Origin of the sequence: Nonomuraea sp. NPDC049624 (assembly GCF_040675255.1) — a bacterium.
Classification (GTDB): domain Bacteria; phylum Actinomycetota; class Actinomycetes; order Streptosporangiales; family Streptosporangiaceae; genus Nonomuraea.
In genome coordinates this window covers 307,667-321,534 of sequence record NZ_JBFAOR010000007.1, presented here as the reverse complement: position 1 = coordinate 321,534, position 13,868 = coordinate 307,667, and the positions used below count along the sequence as shown (strand labels likewise).

Annotated in this window: 15 protein-coding genes; 7 read left to right on the top strand and 8 right to left on the bottom strand. The window is 71.1% G+C overall.

Going from position 1 to position 13,868, the window contains the following annotated elements:
* Positions 1-37: 37 nt before the first annotated feature.
* The 4 genes from AB0J76_RS29395 to AB0J76_RS29380 form a co-directional block, all read right to left on the bottom strand.
* Positions 38-1,333, bottom strand: coding sequence for a hemolysin family protein (locus tag AB0J76_RS29395; RefSeq protein WP_352329050.1), 1,296 nt, complete (start codon positions 1,331-1,333; stop codon positions 38-40).
* Positions 1,330-1,806 carry an rRNA maturation RNase YbeY gene (gene ybeY / locus AB0J76_RS29390; RefSeq protein WP_352329052.1) on the bottom strand — a complete coding sequence of 159 codons (477 nt, stop codon included), beginning with the start codon at positions 1,804-1,806 and terminating at the stop codon, positions 1,330-1,332. Before ybeY ends, AB0J76_RS29395 begins: the two co-directional genes overlap by 4 nt.
* Positions 1,803-2,840: a PhoH family protein gene (locus AB0J76_RS29385; RefSeq protein WP_352352470.1), complete on the bottom strand. Its 1,038-nt coding sequence runs from the start codon at positions 2,838-2,840 to the stop codon at positions 1,803-1,805. The genes ybeY and AB0J76_RS29385 overlap by 4 nt, the downstream gene beginning before the upstream one ends.
* A gap of 90 nt (positions 2,841-2,930) precedes the next feature.
* Complete coding sequence (locus AB0J76_RS29380; protein ID WP_352324084.1) at positions 2,931-3,275, bottom strand: histidine triad nucleotide-binding protein; 345 nt, start codon at positions 3,273-3,275, stop codon at positions 2,931-2,933.
* Positions 3,276-3,554: 279 nt separating this feature from the next.
* Between AB0J76_RS29380 and AB0J76_RS29375 the strand changes: the two genes are divergently transcribed.
* On the top strand, positions 3,555-4,067 hold the full coding sequence (locus AB0J76_RS29375; RefSeq protein WP_049573205.1) for a SigE family RNA polymerase sigma factor: 513 nt from the start codon (positions 3,555-3,557) through the stop codon (positions 4,065-4,067).
* Entirely contained in the window at positions 4,064-4,690 is a 627-nt protein-coding gene (locus AB0J76_RS29370) for a hypothetical protein (RefSeq protein WP_352324083.1), read from the top strand. The genes AB0J76_RS29375 and AB0J76_RS29370 overlap by 4 nt, the downstream gene beginning before the upstream one ends.
* 7 nt (positions 4,691-4,697) lie before the next feature.
* On the opposite strand, the gene AB0J76_RS29365 is transcribed toward AB0J76_RS29370, so the two are convergent.
* Genes AB0J76_RS29365 through hrcA form a run of 3 tightly spaced genes read right to left on the bottom strand, consistent with a single transcriptional unit; the run spans position 4,698 to position 7,600 of the window.
* Positions 4,698-5,423, bottom strand: a complete 726-nt coding sequence (locus tag AB0J76_RS29365) for a 16S rRNA (uracil(1498)-N(3))-methyltransferase (protein WP_352324082.1) — start codon at positions 5,421-5,423, stop codon at positions 4,698-4,700.
* A 9-nt stretch (positions 5,424-5,432) separates the two neighbouring features.
* Positions 5,433-6,575: a molecular chaperone DnaJ gene (dnaJ, locus tag AB0J76_RS29360; RefSeq protein ID WP_352324081.1), complete on the bottom strand. Its 1,143-nt coding sequence runs from the start codon at positions 6,573-6,575 to the stop codon at positions 5,433-5,435.
* Positions 6,576-6,586: 11 nt separating this feature from the next.
* On the bottom strand, positions 6,587-7,600 hold the full coding sequence (gene hrcA, locus AB0J76_RS29355; RefSeq protein WP_352324080.1) for a heat-inducible transcriptional repressor HrcA: 1,014 nt from the start codon (positions 7,598-7,600) through the stop codon (positions 6,587-6,589).
* A gap of 156 nt (positions 7,601-7,756) precedes the next feature.
* On the opposite strand from hrcA, the gene AB0J76_RS29350 reads away from it, so the two are divergent.
* From AB0J76_RS29350 to AB0J76_RS29340, 3 genes are read left to right on the top strand one after another with little or no spacing between them, the layout of a single operon-like run.
* Positions 7,757-8,602 (top strand): DUF456 domain-containing protein, encoded by an 846-nt coding sequence (locus AB0J76_RS29350; protein ID WP_352324079.1) that lies wholly within the window; start codon positions 7,757-7,759, stop codon positions 8,600-8,602.
* Positions 8,603-8,619: 17 nt separating this feature from the next.
* Positions 8,620-9,432, top strand: coding sequence for a DUF3097 domain-containing protein (locus tag AB0J76_RS29345; protein WP_352324078.1), 813 nt, complete (start codon positions 8,620-8,622; stop codon positions 9,430-9,432).
* Complete coding sequence (locus AB0J76_RS29340; RefSeq protein ID WP_352324077.1) at positions 9,429-10,085, top strand: DUF4870 domain-containing protein; 657 nt, start codon at positions 9,429-9,431, stop codon at positions 10,083-10,085. The genes AB0J76_RS29345 and AB0J76_RS29340 overlap by 4 nt, the downstream gene beginning before the upstream one ends.
* Here AB0J76_RS29340 and hemW read toward each other — a convergent pair.
* Positions 10,078-11,295: a radical SAM family heme chaperone HemW gene (hemW, locus tag AB0J76_RS29335; protein WP_352324076.1), complete on the bottom strand. Its 1,218-nt coding sequence runs from the start codon at positions 11,293-11,295 to the stop codon at positions 10,078-10,080. The genes AB0J76_RS29340 and hemW overlap by 8 nt on opposite strands.
* Positions 11,296-11,350: 55 nt before the next feature.
* On the opposite strand from hemW, the gene AB0J76_RS29330 reads away from it, so the two are divergent.
* Both AB0J76_RS29330 and AB0J76_RS29325 read left to right on the top strand, forming a co-directional pair.
* Positions 11,351-12,556, top strand: a complete 1,206-nt coding sequence (locus tag AB0J76_RS29330; RefSeq protein WP_352324075.1) for a styrene monooxygenase/indole monooxygenase family protein — start codon at positions 11,351-11,353, stop codon at positions 12,554-12,556.
* A 63-nt stretch (positions 12,557-12,619) separates the two neighbouring features.
* Complete coding sequence (locus tag AB0J76_RS29325) at positions 12,620-13,864, top strand: glycoside hydrolase family 18 protein (RefSeq protein ID WP_352324074.1); 1,245 nt, start codon at positions 12,620-12,622, stop codon at positions 13,862-13,864.
* The last annotated feature ends 4 nt before the right edge of the window (positions 13,865-13,868 follow it).

The following is a 13,868-nucleotide window of genomic DNA, read 5'->3' as shown; positions in this document are numbered from 1 at the left end:
ACTTGTAGAACGCTTGCGACATCTCCCCGCAAAGTGGTCAGTCACGTTCGGCGGCAGCCTGGACGTCGTCCTCCTCCGACGGCGCGACCCGGCGGACGACGACCGTGCTGATGCGGTTGCGCCGCCCTGCCAGGCTCTCGGCCGTCAGCTCCAGCCCCGCCACCTCCGCCTGCGACCCGGCGATCGGCACCCGGCCGAGCGCGTGGGCCAGCAGGCCGCCGACGGTCTCGACGTCGTCGACCTCGATCTCGGTGTCGAACAGCTCGCCCAGCTCGTCGACGGGCATGCGGGCGGTCACCCGCAGCGCGCCCTCGGACATGGTCTCCACCCGCGGGGCCTCCTGGTCGTACTCGTCGGTGATCTCGCCGACGATCTCCTCCAGGACGTCTTCGATGGTGACCAGGCCGGCGGTGCCGCCGTACTCGTCGATGACGATCGCGATGTGGATCTGCCGGGCCTGCATCTCGCGCATGAGCTGGTCGATGGGCTTGCTCTCGGGCACGTACGCGGCCCGCCGCATGATCGACTCGACCGTCTCCTTGCCGCCGCCCTCGCCCGACTCGTGGATCTTGCGGGCGATGTCCTTGAGGTAGGCGATGCCGATGACGTCGTCCTCGTTCTCGCCCACGACCGGGATGCGGGAGAAGCCGCTGCGCAGCGCGAGCGACAGCGCCTGGCTGATCGTCTTGCCGCGCTCGATGTAGACCATGTCGGTGCGGGGCACCATGACCTCGCGGACCAGCGTGTCGCCCAGCTCGAAGACCGAGTGGATCATCTCGCGCTCGTCCGGCTCGATCACCCGGCGCTCCTCGGCCAGGTCGACCAGGTCGCGCAGCTCGGCCTCGGAGGTGAACGGGCCGTCGCGGAAGCCCTTGCCGGGGGTCAGGGCGTTGCCGAGCAGGATGAGCAGCTTGGGCAGCGGGCCGAAGATGCGGGTCAGGCCGTAGACGATCGGCGCCCCGGCCAGCGCGACCGGCTCGGCGTGCTGGCGCCCCAGCGTCCGCGGCATGACCCCGACGACGACGTAGCTGACCACGATCATGACGGCCGCGGCGGCCACGTAGGCCCAGCCCTGGTCGTGCATGAGGTCGATGAACAGCAGCGTGGCGATGACCGTCGCCACCAGCTCGCAGCTCAGGCGCAGCAGCAGGAGCAGGTTGAGGTAGCGGGGCGGGTCGGTGACGATGGCCTGGAGCCGATCGGCCCCGCGCCGGCCCTCGCGCGCGAACTCCTCCGCGCGCACCCTGGAGATGCGCGTCAGTGCCGTTTCCGCACTGGCGATCAGGCCACCGATGATCACAAGGGCGATGGCCCACAGCAACCAGGCGTTCACCGCGAGTCGCGCACCTCCTGCCAGGACTCGAGCATCTGGGCCTGCAGCCCGAACATCTCCTTGTGCTCCTCGGGCTCGGCGTGGTCGTAGCCGAGCAGGTGCAGGATGCCGTGGGTGCACAGCAGCTCCAGCTCGGCCTGGGCGCTGTGCCCGGCCTCCTTGGCCTGCCTGGCCGCGACCTGCGGACAGAGCACCACGTCGCCGAGCAGCGCCGGGTCGGCCGGGCTCTCGCCGTCGCCGCGCGCGCCGCCGCCGGGACGCAGCTCGTCCATCGGGAAGGCCAGCACGTCGGTGGGGCCGGGCTCGCCCATCCACTTCTCGTGCAGCTCGGACATGGCGTCTTCGTCGACCACCACGATGGACAGCTCGGCGAGCGGGTTGATGCCCATCTCGCCGAGCACGTGGGTGGCCAGCGCGACGAGGTTCTCCTCGTCGACGCCGACGCCGGACTCGTTGTTGATCTCGATGCTCACGGGCGTCGTTTCCCCCGGTGGATGGCCTTCGGCTCCTGGGCGGCCTGGGTGGCGTCGTAGCGCCCGTAGGCGTCGACGATGTCGCTCACCAGCTTGTGGCGCACCACGTCGGCGCTGGACAGGCGGGCGAAGTGGATGTCGGGGATGCCCTCCAGGATGTCCTGGACGACCCGCAGCCCGCTCACCGTGCCCGAGGGCAGGTCGACCTGGGTCACGTCGCCGGTCACCACGATCTTGGAGTTGAACCCCAGCCGGGTCAGGAACATCTTCATCTGCTCGGCCGAGGAGTTCTGGGCCTCGTCGAGGATGATGAAGGCGTCGTTGAGGGTACGGCCGCGCATGTACGCCAGCGGCGCGACCTCGATCGTGCCCGCGGCCATCAGCTTCGGGATCGAGTCGGGGTCGACCATGTCGTGCAGCGCGTCGTAGAGCGGCCGCAGGTAGGGGTCGATCTTCTCGTAGAGGGTGCCGGGCAGGAAGCCGAGCCGCTCGCCCGCCTCGACCGCCGGCCTGGTCAGGATGATGCGGTTGACCCGCTTCTCCTGCAGCGCGCGCACGGCCTTGGCCATCGCCAGGTACGTCTTGCCGGTGCCCGCGGGCCCGATGCCGAACACGATCGTGTGCTGGTCGATCGCGTCGACGTACCGCTTCTGGTTGACGGTCTTCGGCCTGATCGTGCGGCCGCGGGAGGACAGGATGTCGAGCGAGAGCACCTCGGCCGGACGGTCGGAGGTCATGCGCAGCATGGCGATGCTCCGCTCGACCGCGTCGGGCGTGAGCTCGCCCCCGCTGCGCAGCACCTCGACCAGCTCCTCGAACAGGCGCACGACCGCGCCGCTCTCGTCGGGGCTGCCGGTGACGGTGATCTCGTTGCCCCGCACGTGGATGTCGGCCCTGAAGGCGCCCTCGATGACGCGAAGCAGCTCGTCACGGGAGCCGAGGAGGCTGACCATCGGGTATTCGTCCGGAATCAGCACCTTGGCTTGAGTGCGCGAGGGAGGTGCCGTGCGTCGGGATTCATGTAGTTCGGACATGGGCAGGCCAGCGGCCTGATGCCTCCCGGTCTGTTCGGTGTTCTTCTCCGCCCATCGTATCCGGCACCAGGCTGGTTGCTCGCGTCAATATCAGCCGGGCGGCCACGTGAGGTCACGCCCTCCGAGAACATGGGCGTGCACGTGGAAGACGGTCTGGCCGGCGCCGGGGCCGGTGTTGAAGACGACCCGGTAGCCCCCCTCGGCCACGCCGTCCTGGACGGCCACGGCGTGCGCGGCCTTGAGCACGTCGTCGGCGAGCCCGTCGTCGGCGGCGGCCATGGACGCCGCGTCGGGGTGGTGCGCGCGCGGGATGACCAGCACGTGCGTCGGGGCCTGCGGATTGATGTCGCGGAACGCCAGCGCCCTGGCGTTCTCGTAGACGACGTCGGCCGGAATTTCCTTGGCCACGATTTTGCAGAAGAGGCAGTCGCTCACGGCAGTACCCTATCGAGAGCGACCGTTCGGCAGTCCGTTGCGAATCGGTAATCCGTGGTGTCGTGCGCCCGAAGATCCGCGCGGTTAGGGTGAGTATGCGACACTTCAGAGCAAAAAAGATGATTCAGGGTCGGGCGAGCGCCACCTGGCGAGGAACACGACTGGGTAATGCACCCTAAGGAACCGGGGAAACCTTCAGAACCGGAAGAGAGTAAACCCTCTGGGAAGGCCGCGCGTCCCACTGATGTGACCACCGAAACCCTGCTGGCCGACAGGTCGATGGGGGCGGTGCCGGTCGGGTGGGATGCCGACATGGCCGTGACCGCGCTCTACAGCGCGCACTTCCGGTCATTGGTGCGTCTCGCGGTGTTGCTGGTGCGTGACATGGCAACCGCCGAGGAAGTCGTGCAGGACGCGTTCGTCGCCATTCACGGCGCCTGGCGCAGACTGCGCGATCCCGACAAGGCACTCGCTTACCTGCGTCAGTCTGTCGTCAACCGGTCCCGTTCCGTGCTGCGTCACCGCGCGGTCGTCGAGAAATACGCACCCAAGGGCCTGCCGGACGCCCCGAGCGCCGAGAACGGCGCGATCGGCGAGCTGGAACGCTCCGCCGTCATCGAGGCGTTACGCGCCCTGCCGACCCGACAGAGAGAAGCACTGGTTCTGCGTTATTACGGAGATCTGTCCGAAGCTGAGATCGCCCACGCCATGGGCATCAGCAAGGGCGCGGTCAAGAGCCACACCGCCCGTGGAATGGCCGCGTTGCGGTCCGTCCTGGAGAAGATGTCATGACCCAGCCCCCCGACGAGTACGGCGACGTCCTGCGCCGTGCGCTCCGCGCGGAGGCGGACGCGGTCGTGCCCTCGCCGGAAGGACTGCAGATCATCCGCGCCCGCATCGAGCGGCGCGGCGTCCGTAACCTGTTCTGGTGGCGTGCGGGCGCGGCGGCGGTCAGCGCCGTGCTGGTGGCGGGGACGATCGTGATGGTCGTTCCCGGGCTGCGCTCCCAGATCTTCGAGACGCCCGTCAAGGTGGTGGACAACTCGACCACCACCCCCGGCAACTCCTCGACCAGGCTGTCCACGCCGCCCAGGCCCGGCAGTCACAGCGCCGAGCCGCCGCCCGCGGTGGTCGTGCCGCCGAGCCACAGCGAGACCCACCGGCCCTCGGAGACGGCCAGGTCGACCAGGCAGCCCACGCCGTCGCCGACGCCGTCCTCGACGCCCTGCCCGAGCGGCGAGCCCGCCGTCGGCCAGGAGTGCCCCGAGATCACGCCGACCCCCACGCCGACCCCGCCGGAGACGACCGACACGCCGACGTCGTGCCCCTCCGACGAGTGCCCGCCGGACGACCCGCCCACCGGCCCGAGCGACCTGAGCAGCCCGCTGGTGGACGTGCCGCACACCACACCCTGAGCCGGGATCACCAGCGCTCGGTGCGCGCGAGCAGCACGGCCGCCGCCGCCACCCCCGCCGTGGAGGTGCGCAGCACGGTGGGCCCGAGCAGCACGGGCACCGCCTTGGCCGCGGCGAACCTGCGCAGCTCCTCCTCCGAGACCCCGCCCTCGGGCCCCACGACGACGACGATGTCGCCGCCGGGCGGCAGCGCCACCTTCGACAGCGGCTCGGCGGCCTCCTCGTGCAGCACGAGCCCCAGCGCCGCGTCGGCCAGCAGCCCCTCGACCTGGGCGGTGGAGGCGAGGTCGGCCACCTGCGGCAGGTGGAACCGGCGCGCCTGCTTGCCGGCCTCGCGGGCCGTCGAGCGCCACCGGCCCAGCGCCTTGGCGATCTTGTCGCCCTTCCACTGCGTGATGCTGCGCGAGGCGGCCCAGGGCACGATCACGTCGACCCCCACCTCGGTCATCATCTCGACGGCAAGCTCGCCCCGGTCGCCCTTGGGCAGCCCCTGGACGACCACCAGCCGCCGCGCGGGCGGCTCGACGGTGTAGCGGGCGAGCACGTCGAGCGCGAGCGCGTCCTTGAACACCTCGCGCACCACGCACTCGGCGACGTCGCCCGCGCCGTTGGTCAGGTCGACCCGCTCGCCGGCGCGCAGGCGCCGCACGGAGGCCGCGTGCCGCCCCTCAGGGCCGTCGAGCGTGAGCTCGGCGCCGACGAGGTCCTCGGCGAGGAACACGGGGACGGTCACGGGTGATCGTCACCTGCCGTTGAAGGCGTCACGCAGGCGGGAGAAAAAACCTTGCTGCCCGGGGGCGAACTTGCCCGGCGGCCGCTCCTCGCCGCGCAGCCTGGACAGCTCGCGCAGCAGGTCCTCCTGCGTCTGGTCGAGCCGCATCGGGGTCTCGACGTTGACGTGGATGAGCAGGTCGCCCCTGCCGGACTCGTTGAGCCGCTGCACGCCGCGCCCGTACATGGTGATGACCTGGCCGGACTGGGTGCCGGGGCGCACGTCGATCTCCTCGGAGCCGTCGAGCGTCTCGACGGCGAGGATCGTGCCGAGCGCGGCGGCCGTCATCGGGATCTGGACCGTGCAGTGGAGGTCGTCGCCGCGCCGCTCGAAGATCTCGTGCGCGCGCTCGACGATCTCCAGGAAGAGGTCTCCGGGCGGGCCGCCGCCGGGGCCGACCTCGCCCTCGCCGGCGAGCTGGATGTGGGTGCCGTCCTCGACGCCCGCGGGGATGCGAACCTTGATCGTACGGCGGGTGCGAACCCGGCCGTCGCCTGAGCACTCCTGGCAGGGGTGGCGGATGATGCTGCCGAAGCCGCCGCACTGGGGGCACGGCCGCGAGGTCATGACCTGGCCCAGGAACGAGCGGGTGACCTGGGAGATCTCGCCGCGCCCGTTGCACATGTCGCAGGTGTCGGGGTGGGTGCCGGGGGCCGCGCCGGCGCCGTGGCACACCTCGCACAGCACGGCGGTGTCCACGACCAGCTCGCGGGTGGTGCCGAACGCCGTCTCGCGCAGGTCGAGCTCGACCCGGATGGTGGCGTTGCGGCCCCTCCTGGCGCGCGAGCGCGGCCCGCGGGTGCCGCCCGCGGTGCCGAAGAAGGCGTCCATGATGTCGCTGAAGGGGAAACCCGCGCCGAAGCCGCCGGCGCCCGCTCCCGCACCCGCGCCGCCGCCGAAGGGATCGCCGCCCAGGTCGTACATCTGGCGCTTGTTCGGGTCGGACAGCACCTCGTAGGCCTGCGTGATCTCCTTGAACCGCTCCTGGGTCTCAGGATCGGGGTTCACGTCGGGGTGCAGCTCGCGGGCGAGGCGGCGGTAGGCCTTCTTGATCTCGTCCTGACTGGCGTCACGGCGCACCCCGAGGGTGGCGTAGTAGTCGCTGTTTGCCACTTATCGACCTCTTAAGATGCAGCCAGGATCTGGCTGACGTAGCGTGCCACCGCGCGTACGGCGCCCATCGTCACGGGGTAGTCCATCCTCGTGGGACCCAGCACGCCGAGCCGGGCCAGTTGGTTGTCGCCAGAACCGTATCCGGTTGCGACGATGGACGTGCCGCGAAGGTAGGGGTTTTCCGAGCCGATGCGCACGGTGAGCGCGGACGGGGTGTCTGTGGATGTCTCGCCGAGCAACCGCATGAGCACGACCTGCTCCTCCAGCGCCTCCAGCACGTCGCGCAGGCCGGTGGCGAAGTCGGCGCCCGCGAGATTGGCCGCGCCGGCGAACACGATCTTCTCGTCATGGCGTTCGACGAGGGTTTCGAGCAGCACCGACAGGATCGTGGCCACGGCGGGCCGGTCCTCGGCGGGCAGCCGCTCGGGCAGGTCGGCGACCAGTTCGGGGACGTTGCTCAGCCCGCAGCCGTCGAGGCAGGAGTTGAGCACCGCGCGCAGATGGGCGATGCGGTCGTCCTCCACCACCTCGGGCAGCTCGATCACGCGCTGCTCGACGCGCCCGGTGTTGGTGATCAGCACGAGCATGACCCGCCGGTCGTTGAGCGGGACCAGCTCGACGTGCCTGACCGTGGAACGGGTCAGCGTCGGATACTGCACGACCGCGACCTGCCGGGTGAGCTGCGCGAGCAGCCGCACGGTGCGGAAGACCACGTCGTCGAGGTCGACCGCGCCGGCGAGGAAGGTCTCGATCGCCCGCCGCTCGGCCCCCGACAGGGGCTTGACCTGCGAGAGCCGGTCGACGAACAGGCGGTAGCCCTTGTCCGTCGGCACGCGGCCCGCGCTGGTGTGCGGCTGGGTGATGTAGCCCTCCTCCTCCAGAGCGGCCATGTCGTTCCTGACCGTTGCCGGGGAGACCTTGAGGTTGTGACGCTCTGCCAGCGCCTTGGAGCCCACCGGTTCGTTGGTGGACACGTAGTCTTCGACAATGGCGCGGAGCACCGCAAGCTTCCGTTCGTCGAGCACGTGCTCACCTCCTGCCTCTGCCTAACAGGGAAACGACAGGTCTAGCACTCCGTGTTCCCGAGTGCCAAGTGTACGGCTCTCGCCCACAAGGTGCGATAACACCAGGTCCCATCCTGTTGCTAGCGACTTACAAGCGACAGGCCTCACACTTGCCGCATGACCGACAATTCCCAGCCCCCGCAGTACGGACCGCCCCAGGGGCAGGGTCCCTACTACGGTCAGCAGAACCAGCACGCCCAGCCGCCGTACCAGCCGCAGCAGCACGGCCAGCCGCCCTACCAGCAGCAACAGCCGTCCGCCCCGTACGGCCCCCCGCCCCAGTACGGTCAGCAGAACCAGTACGGCCAGCAGAACCCGTACGCCCAGTCCGACCAGTACGCCCAGCCGAACCAGTACGGCCCCCACAACCAGTACGGCCAGCAGCCGCAGTTCCCGGCCAGGATCGACGGCAAGGCGATCAAGCCGCGCCTGTGGTGGATCGCCGTCGTGTGGGCGGTCGCCGTGGTGCTGGGCGTCGTGGGCGTGGTCGTGTTCGCCGGCGGCGTGCTGAGCAGCGTCACGGACATGGCCCCGACGACCACGTTCGCGTCGGGCGAAAGCGTGAAGGTCGCGATCGACCCCGCCAAGCGCCCGGCCGTCTACATCGCCACCGACACGCGGGTCAACTACCAGTGCGAGATCTCCGGCGGCCCGGCCCAGGCCAGGCTGGTCAAGGTCTCCGGCACCCAGACGCTCAGCGCCGGCGGCACGACCTGGCAGGAGATCCTCGCCGTCAACGCCCCCGCCAAGGGCGACTACCAGCTGACCTGCGCCACGCAGGAGGAGTCGTCGGCCCGCTTCGGCGTGGGCCGGGACGTGCTCTCCGCGGCGGGCGGCCTGTTCGGCGGGGTGGCGGCGCTGTTCCTGTTCCCCGGCGCCGGCCTGCTCATCGGCATCATCGGCACGGTCGTCGTGCTCGTCCGGCGCAGCGGCGCGCGTAAGCGCCTTGCGGTCAGCGGGTGATTTGCTACGGTCCCCGTGTGTACGAGGGTGATGTGCTGGCGGGTAATTGGCGGCGGCCGGGCAAGGGCAAGATCCCGAAGGTGCCCGCCGAACTCGACCTGGTCGTGGAGGACGCCGACAGCGGCTTCTGCGGCGCCGTGGTGGCCTGCGACAAGGAGGCCGTCACCCTTGAGGACCGGTTCGGCAAACGCCGCCTGTTCCCGCTGGCGCCGGCCGCGTTCCTGCTGGAGGGCAGGCCCGTGACGCTGGTGCGCCCGGCGGCCGCGGTTGCGGCTGCGGGGCCCAGGCGCAGCGCGTCCGGGTCCATCGCCGTGGAGGGGCTGCGGGCGCGGGTCGCCAAGGAGAGCCGGATCTACGTCGAGGGCGTGCACGACGCCGCGCTCGTGGAGAAGATCTGGGGCCACGACCTGCGGGTCGAGGGGGTCGTCGTCGAGTACCTGGAGGGCGTCGACGACCTGCCCGCCATCGTGGCCGAGTTCGCCCCCGAGCCGGGCCGCAGGCTCGGCGTGCTGGTCGACCATCTGGTGCCGGGATCGAAGGAGAGCCGGATCGCGGCCCGGATCACCTCGCCGCACGTGCTCGTCGTGGGTCACCCGTACATCGACATCTGGCAGGCGGTCAAACCGTCCGTGCTGCGCATCCCGGGCTGGCCCGACGTGCCGCGCGGGGTGCCGTGGAAGGAGGGCGTGCTCGCCGCACTGGGCTGGCGCATGGAGCCCGCGGACGCCTGGCGGCGCATTCTGGGCGCCGTCTCGTCCTACACCGACCTGGAGCCGGAGCTGCTCGGCCGGGTCGAGGAACTGATCGACTTCGTTACGGAGGCATCATGAGCCAGGACCCGCCGCCCGCCGACGACCCAACCCCCGACGTCCCGCGTTCTGACGTGCCGCGTTCTGACGTGCCGCCTTACGACGCGCCCCGCGACCAGGGCTCCGGCCCCCAGCTCGGCTACGGGCAGCAGCCGGGTTCCCAGCCGGACTACGGGCGGCAGCCGCCGAGCGGGCCCGGCCCGCAATCCGGCCCCATGCCTCCGCCGCCCCGCTACGTGCCCCCGCCGCCCGGCTACGGCCAGCCCCCCGGTTACGGACAAGCTCCGGGCCACGGGCAGCAGGGCTACGGCCACCCCGCCGGGCCGTACGTGCCCGGCCGGTTCGGCCCGCGCCGCGGCAGCGACGACACCACGATGGCCATGCTCGCCCACCTGCTGGGCCTGCTCGTCTCGTGGATCGGCCCGCTGGTCATCTACCTAATGAAGAAGGACGAGTCCCCCTATGTCAGGGACCAGGCGGCCGAGGCGCTGAACTTCCAGATCACGATGTTCATCGGCTACGCGGTGGCGATGGTGCTGTCGATCGTGCTGGTCGGCCTGCTGCTGTTCCCGATCATATGGATCGTGTCGCTGATCTTCCACGTCCAGGCGGCCATCGCCACCAACCGCGGCGAGAACTACCGCTACCCGTTCGCCATCCGCCTGGTCACATGAGCTCGGTGATCAGGGCGTCGGCCAGCAGCCGCCCCTTGAGGGTGAGCACCATCCGGCCCGCCCTGAACGGCTCCGGCTCCAGCAGCCCGCGGGCCAGCGCGCTCGCCACGGACGTGCGCGCGCCGGGCGCGACCTCCGCGAGCGGGTAGCCGGAGACCAGCCGCAGCTCCAGCATCAGCCGCTCGGCGGCCCGGTCGTCGCCGGTGAGCACCTCGCGCGCGTGCGCGGGCGAGGCGCCCGCCGCCAGGCGCTGGGCGTAGGCGGCCGGGTGCTTGACGTTCCACCAGCGGGTGCCGCCGACGTGGCTGTGGGCGCCGGGGCCGGCGGCCCACCAGTCGCCGCCGGTCCAGTAGAGCAGGTTGTGCCGGCAGCGGGCCTGCTCGGAGGTGGCCCAGTTGGACACCTCGTACCAGGAGAAACCGGCCTCGGCCAGCATCTCCTCGGCGATCAGGTAACGGTCGGCGGCGACGTCGTCGTCGGGCATCGGCAGCTCGCCGCGCCGGATGCGGGCCGCCAGCCTGGTGCCCTCCTCCACGATCAGCGAGTACGCCGACACGTGGTCGGGGCCGGCCTCGATCGCGGCGGCCAGCGAGGCCCGCCAGTCGTCGTCGGACTCCCCCGGCGTGCTGTAGATCAGGTCGAGGTTGACGTGCTCGAACCCGGCCGCCCGCGCCTCCTGGACGGCCCTCGCCGGACGCCCCGGCGTGTGCCTGCGGTCGAGCACCTGGAGCACGTGCTCACGCGCGCTCTGCATGCCGAAGCTGACCCGGTTGAAGCCGCCCTGACGGAGTTTGTCGAGGTAGGCGGGGTCGACGGACTCGGGGTTGGCCTCGGTGGTGACCTCCGCCCCCGGCCGCAGCCCGAACTCGGCGTCGATCGCGGCCAGGACGCGCGCCAGGTCCTCGGGAGGCAGCAGCGTGGGCGTGCCGCCGCCGAAGAACACCGTCTCCACGGGCAGGTCGGCGTCGCCGAGCACGCGCCGGGCCAGCCGCACCTCCGCCACGACGGTGTCGGCGTAGTCGCGGTGGGAGGCGCCGGGCCCTAGCTCGGCGGCCGTGTAGGTGTTGAAATCGCAGTAGCCGCAGCGGGTGACGCAGAACGGCACGTGCACGTAGAAGCCGAACGGGCGCTCGCCGAGCCCGCGCAGCGCGCTGTCGGGCAGCTCGCCGGAGGCGGGCGCCGGATCGCCGTCGGGCAGGGTGGATGGCACGTCATCCAGTGTGCCTGCTCACGGATGTGCTCAGAGCCATCGAAGGAGGCGGCACATGACGGGCGTCGGAATCGTGGGCGCGGGGATCTCCGGGCTGACGCTGGCCCTGCGGCTGCAGCAGCTCGGCGTCGCGACCACGCTCTACAGCGAGGGCGACGCGGCCGACCTGGGCCGCGGGCGGCTGCCGAACACGGTCGGCAGGATGGGCCGCGCGCAGGACCGCGAGCGGGAGCTGGGCAGCCTGCACTTCCTCGACCCGGGCTGCCTGCTGGTCAGCGGCCGCCTCTCGATCAAGGGAGATCCGCCGCTGGAGTTCACCGGCCGCGTGAGCGAGCCGTTCCACGGGGTCGACTTCCGGGTGCTGCTGCCGGCGCTCATGGACGACTACACCGGCAGGGGCGGCCGGCTGGTCGTCGATCCCCTCCCGCCGGACGCGGGCCAGGTCGCCCGCTGGTCGCGCGACCACGAGCTGATGGTGGTCGCCACCGGGCGGCGCTCGGTGCGCGAGCTGTTCCCGCGCGTTCCGGCGTGGTCGCCGTACGAGGCGCCGCAGCGGATCCTGGCCGCCGGGCTGTTCCACGGGTTCGACCCGGGGCCGGCCTTCGGCTTCAACATCTCGCCCGGCTGCGGCGAGATCCTGTCCATGGCGATGATGACGCGGTCTGGCGTGCATGGCGGCGTCCTGGTCGAGGCGATCCCCGGCGGGCCGCTCGACGTGCTGGCCCGGGTGCCGGCCGACGAGTTCTGCAAGACGCTGCTCGCCCTGCTGCCCGAGCACGCGCCGCGCCTGGCCGAGCAGCTCGATCCGGCCGCGTTCGAGCTGCTCGGACCGGAGGACCTGCTGCAGGGCGCGATCACGCCGGTCGTGCGCGAGGCGGTGGCCGAGTTGCCCGGCGGCGGCGTGGCGCTGGCGATCGTCGACGCCTGGGTCACCAACGACCCGATCACGGGGCAGGGGGCGAACCTGGGCTCGGCCTGCGCCTGGATCGCGGCCGAGGCCATCGCGGCGGGCGGGCCGTACGACGCGGCGTTCGCGCGGGAGACGACCCGGCGCATGTGGGTGGCGGCCGAGCCGGTCGTCGCGTGGACGAACGCCTTCCTCCGGCCGCCGGCGGAGCACGTCCTCACCCTGCTCGCGGCGGCCGCGACCAGGCAGGAGCTGGCCGATCTGGTGCTGTCGCTGTTCGGCGACCCGGCGCGCGCGTGGCGGCTGTTCTCCAGCGCGGAGGAGGTGGCGCGCGTCGTTGACGGCACGGGGTGACGGTTCTACGATCGCGTCAACTTATAGGAAAGTTTCTTATAAGTTCACCCCCCAGGAGCGCCCGTGAAGAAGATCGTCCTCGCACTCTCGCTCTTACTCGGGCTGACGGCGGTGTCCGTGCCCGCCGAGGCCCATCCCGGATTCAAGCGGGTCGCCTACTTCATCCAGTGGGGCGTGTACGGGCGCAACTACCACGTCAAGGACGTGGACACCAGCGGCGCCGCCGCCAAGCTCACCCACCTCAACTACGCCTTCGGCTTCGTCAACGCCGAGGGTTCCTGCTACTCGGCCGACCCCTGGGCCGACTGGCAACGTGCGGTGCCGGCCGAGCAGAGCGTGGACGGCGTCGCCGACCAGCCGGGCCAGGCGCTCAACGGCAACCTCAACCAGCTGCGCAAGCTCAAGGCCAAGCACCCCGGCCTCAAGGTGCTGATCTCGCTCGGCGGCTGGACCGGGTCCAAGTACTTCTCCGACGCCGTGCTCACCGCCCAGTCGCGGTCCGCGCTGGCCCGGTCGTGCGTCGACCTGTGGCTGCGCGGCAACCTGCCGGGCCTGGAGCCGGGCGCGGGCGCCGGCGTGTTCGACGGCGTCGACCTGGACTGGGAGTGGCCGGGCTCGGCGGGCAACGACGGCAACGTGATCAGGCCCGAGGACCGGCGCAACTTCCCCCTCTTCGTCGAGGAACTGCGCGCCCAGCTCCGGGCCTTCTCGGCGAGCTCGCAGCTCACCGCCTTCCTCCCGGCCGCCGCCGCGAAGATCGACGCCGGGTTCGAGGTGCGTCGGGTGTTCCGGTCGCTCGACTTCGCCACCGTCCAGGGATACGACCTGCACGGCACCTGGGAATCGCGGACGGGGCACAACGGGAACCTGTTCAACGACCGGCGCGACCCCAACCCCGTCAAGTACAGCGTGGACCAGACCGTCCGCGACTACCTGTCGCGCGGCGCGCCCGGCCGCAAGATCGTCGTGGGCGTGCCCGCGTACGGGCAGGGCTGGACCGGCGTGACAGGCGGCGGCGACGGCCTCTGGCAGCCCGCGACCGGACCGGCCGCCGGCAAGTGGGGGCCGGGCAGCGAGGACTACAAGGACCTGGCGGCCAAGCCCGGCAAGCGCTACCGGGACGTGCGCACCGGCGCGATGTGGTTGTACGACGGCAACGAGTTCTGGTCCTACGACGACCCGGCGTCGCTGCTGGAGAAGGCGGCCTACATCCGGCTCAAGGGCCTGGGCGGCTCGATGATGTGGTCGATCGACCAGGACGACGCCCGCGCCTCCCTCACCTCGGCCCTGTACACCGTCCTGCGCTAGACGG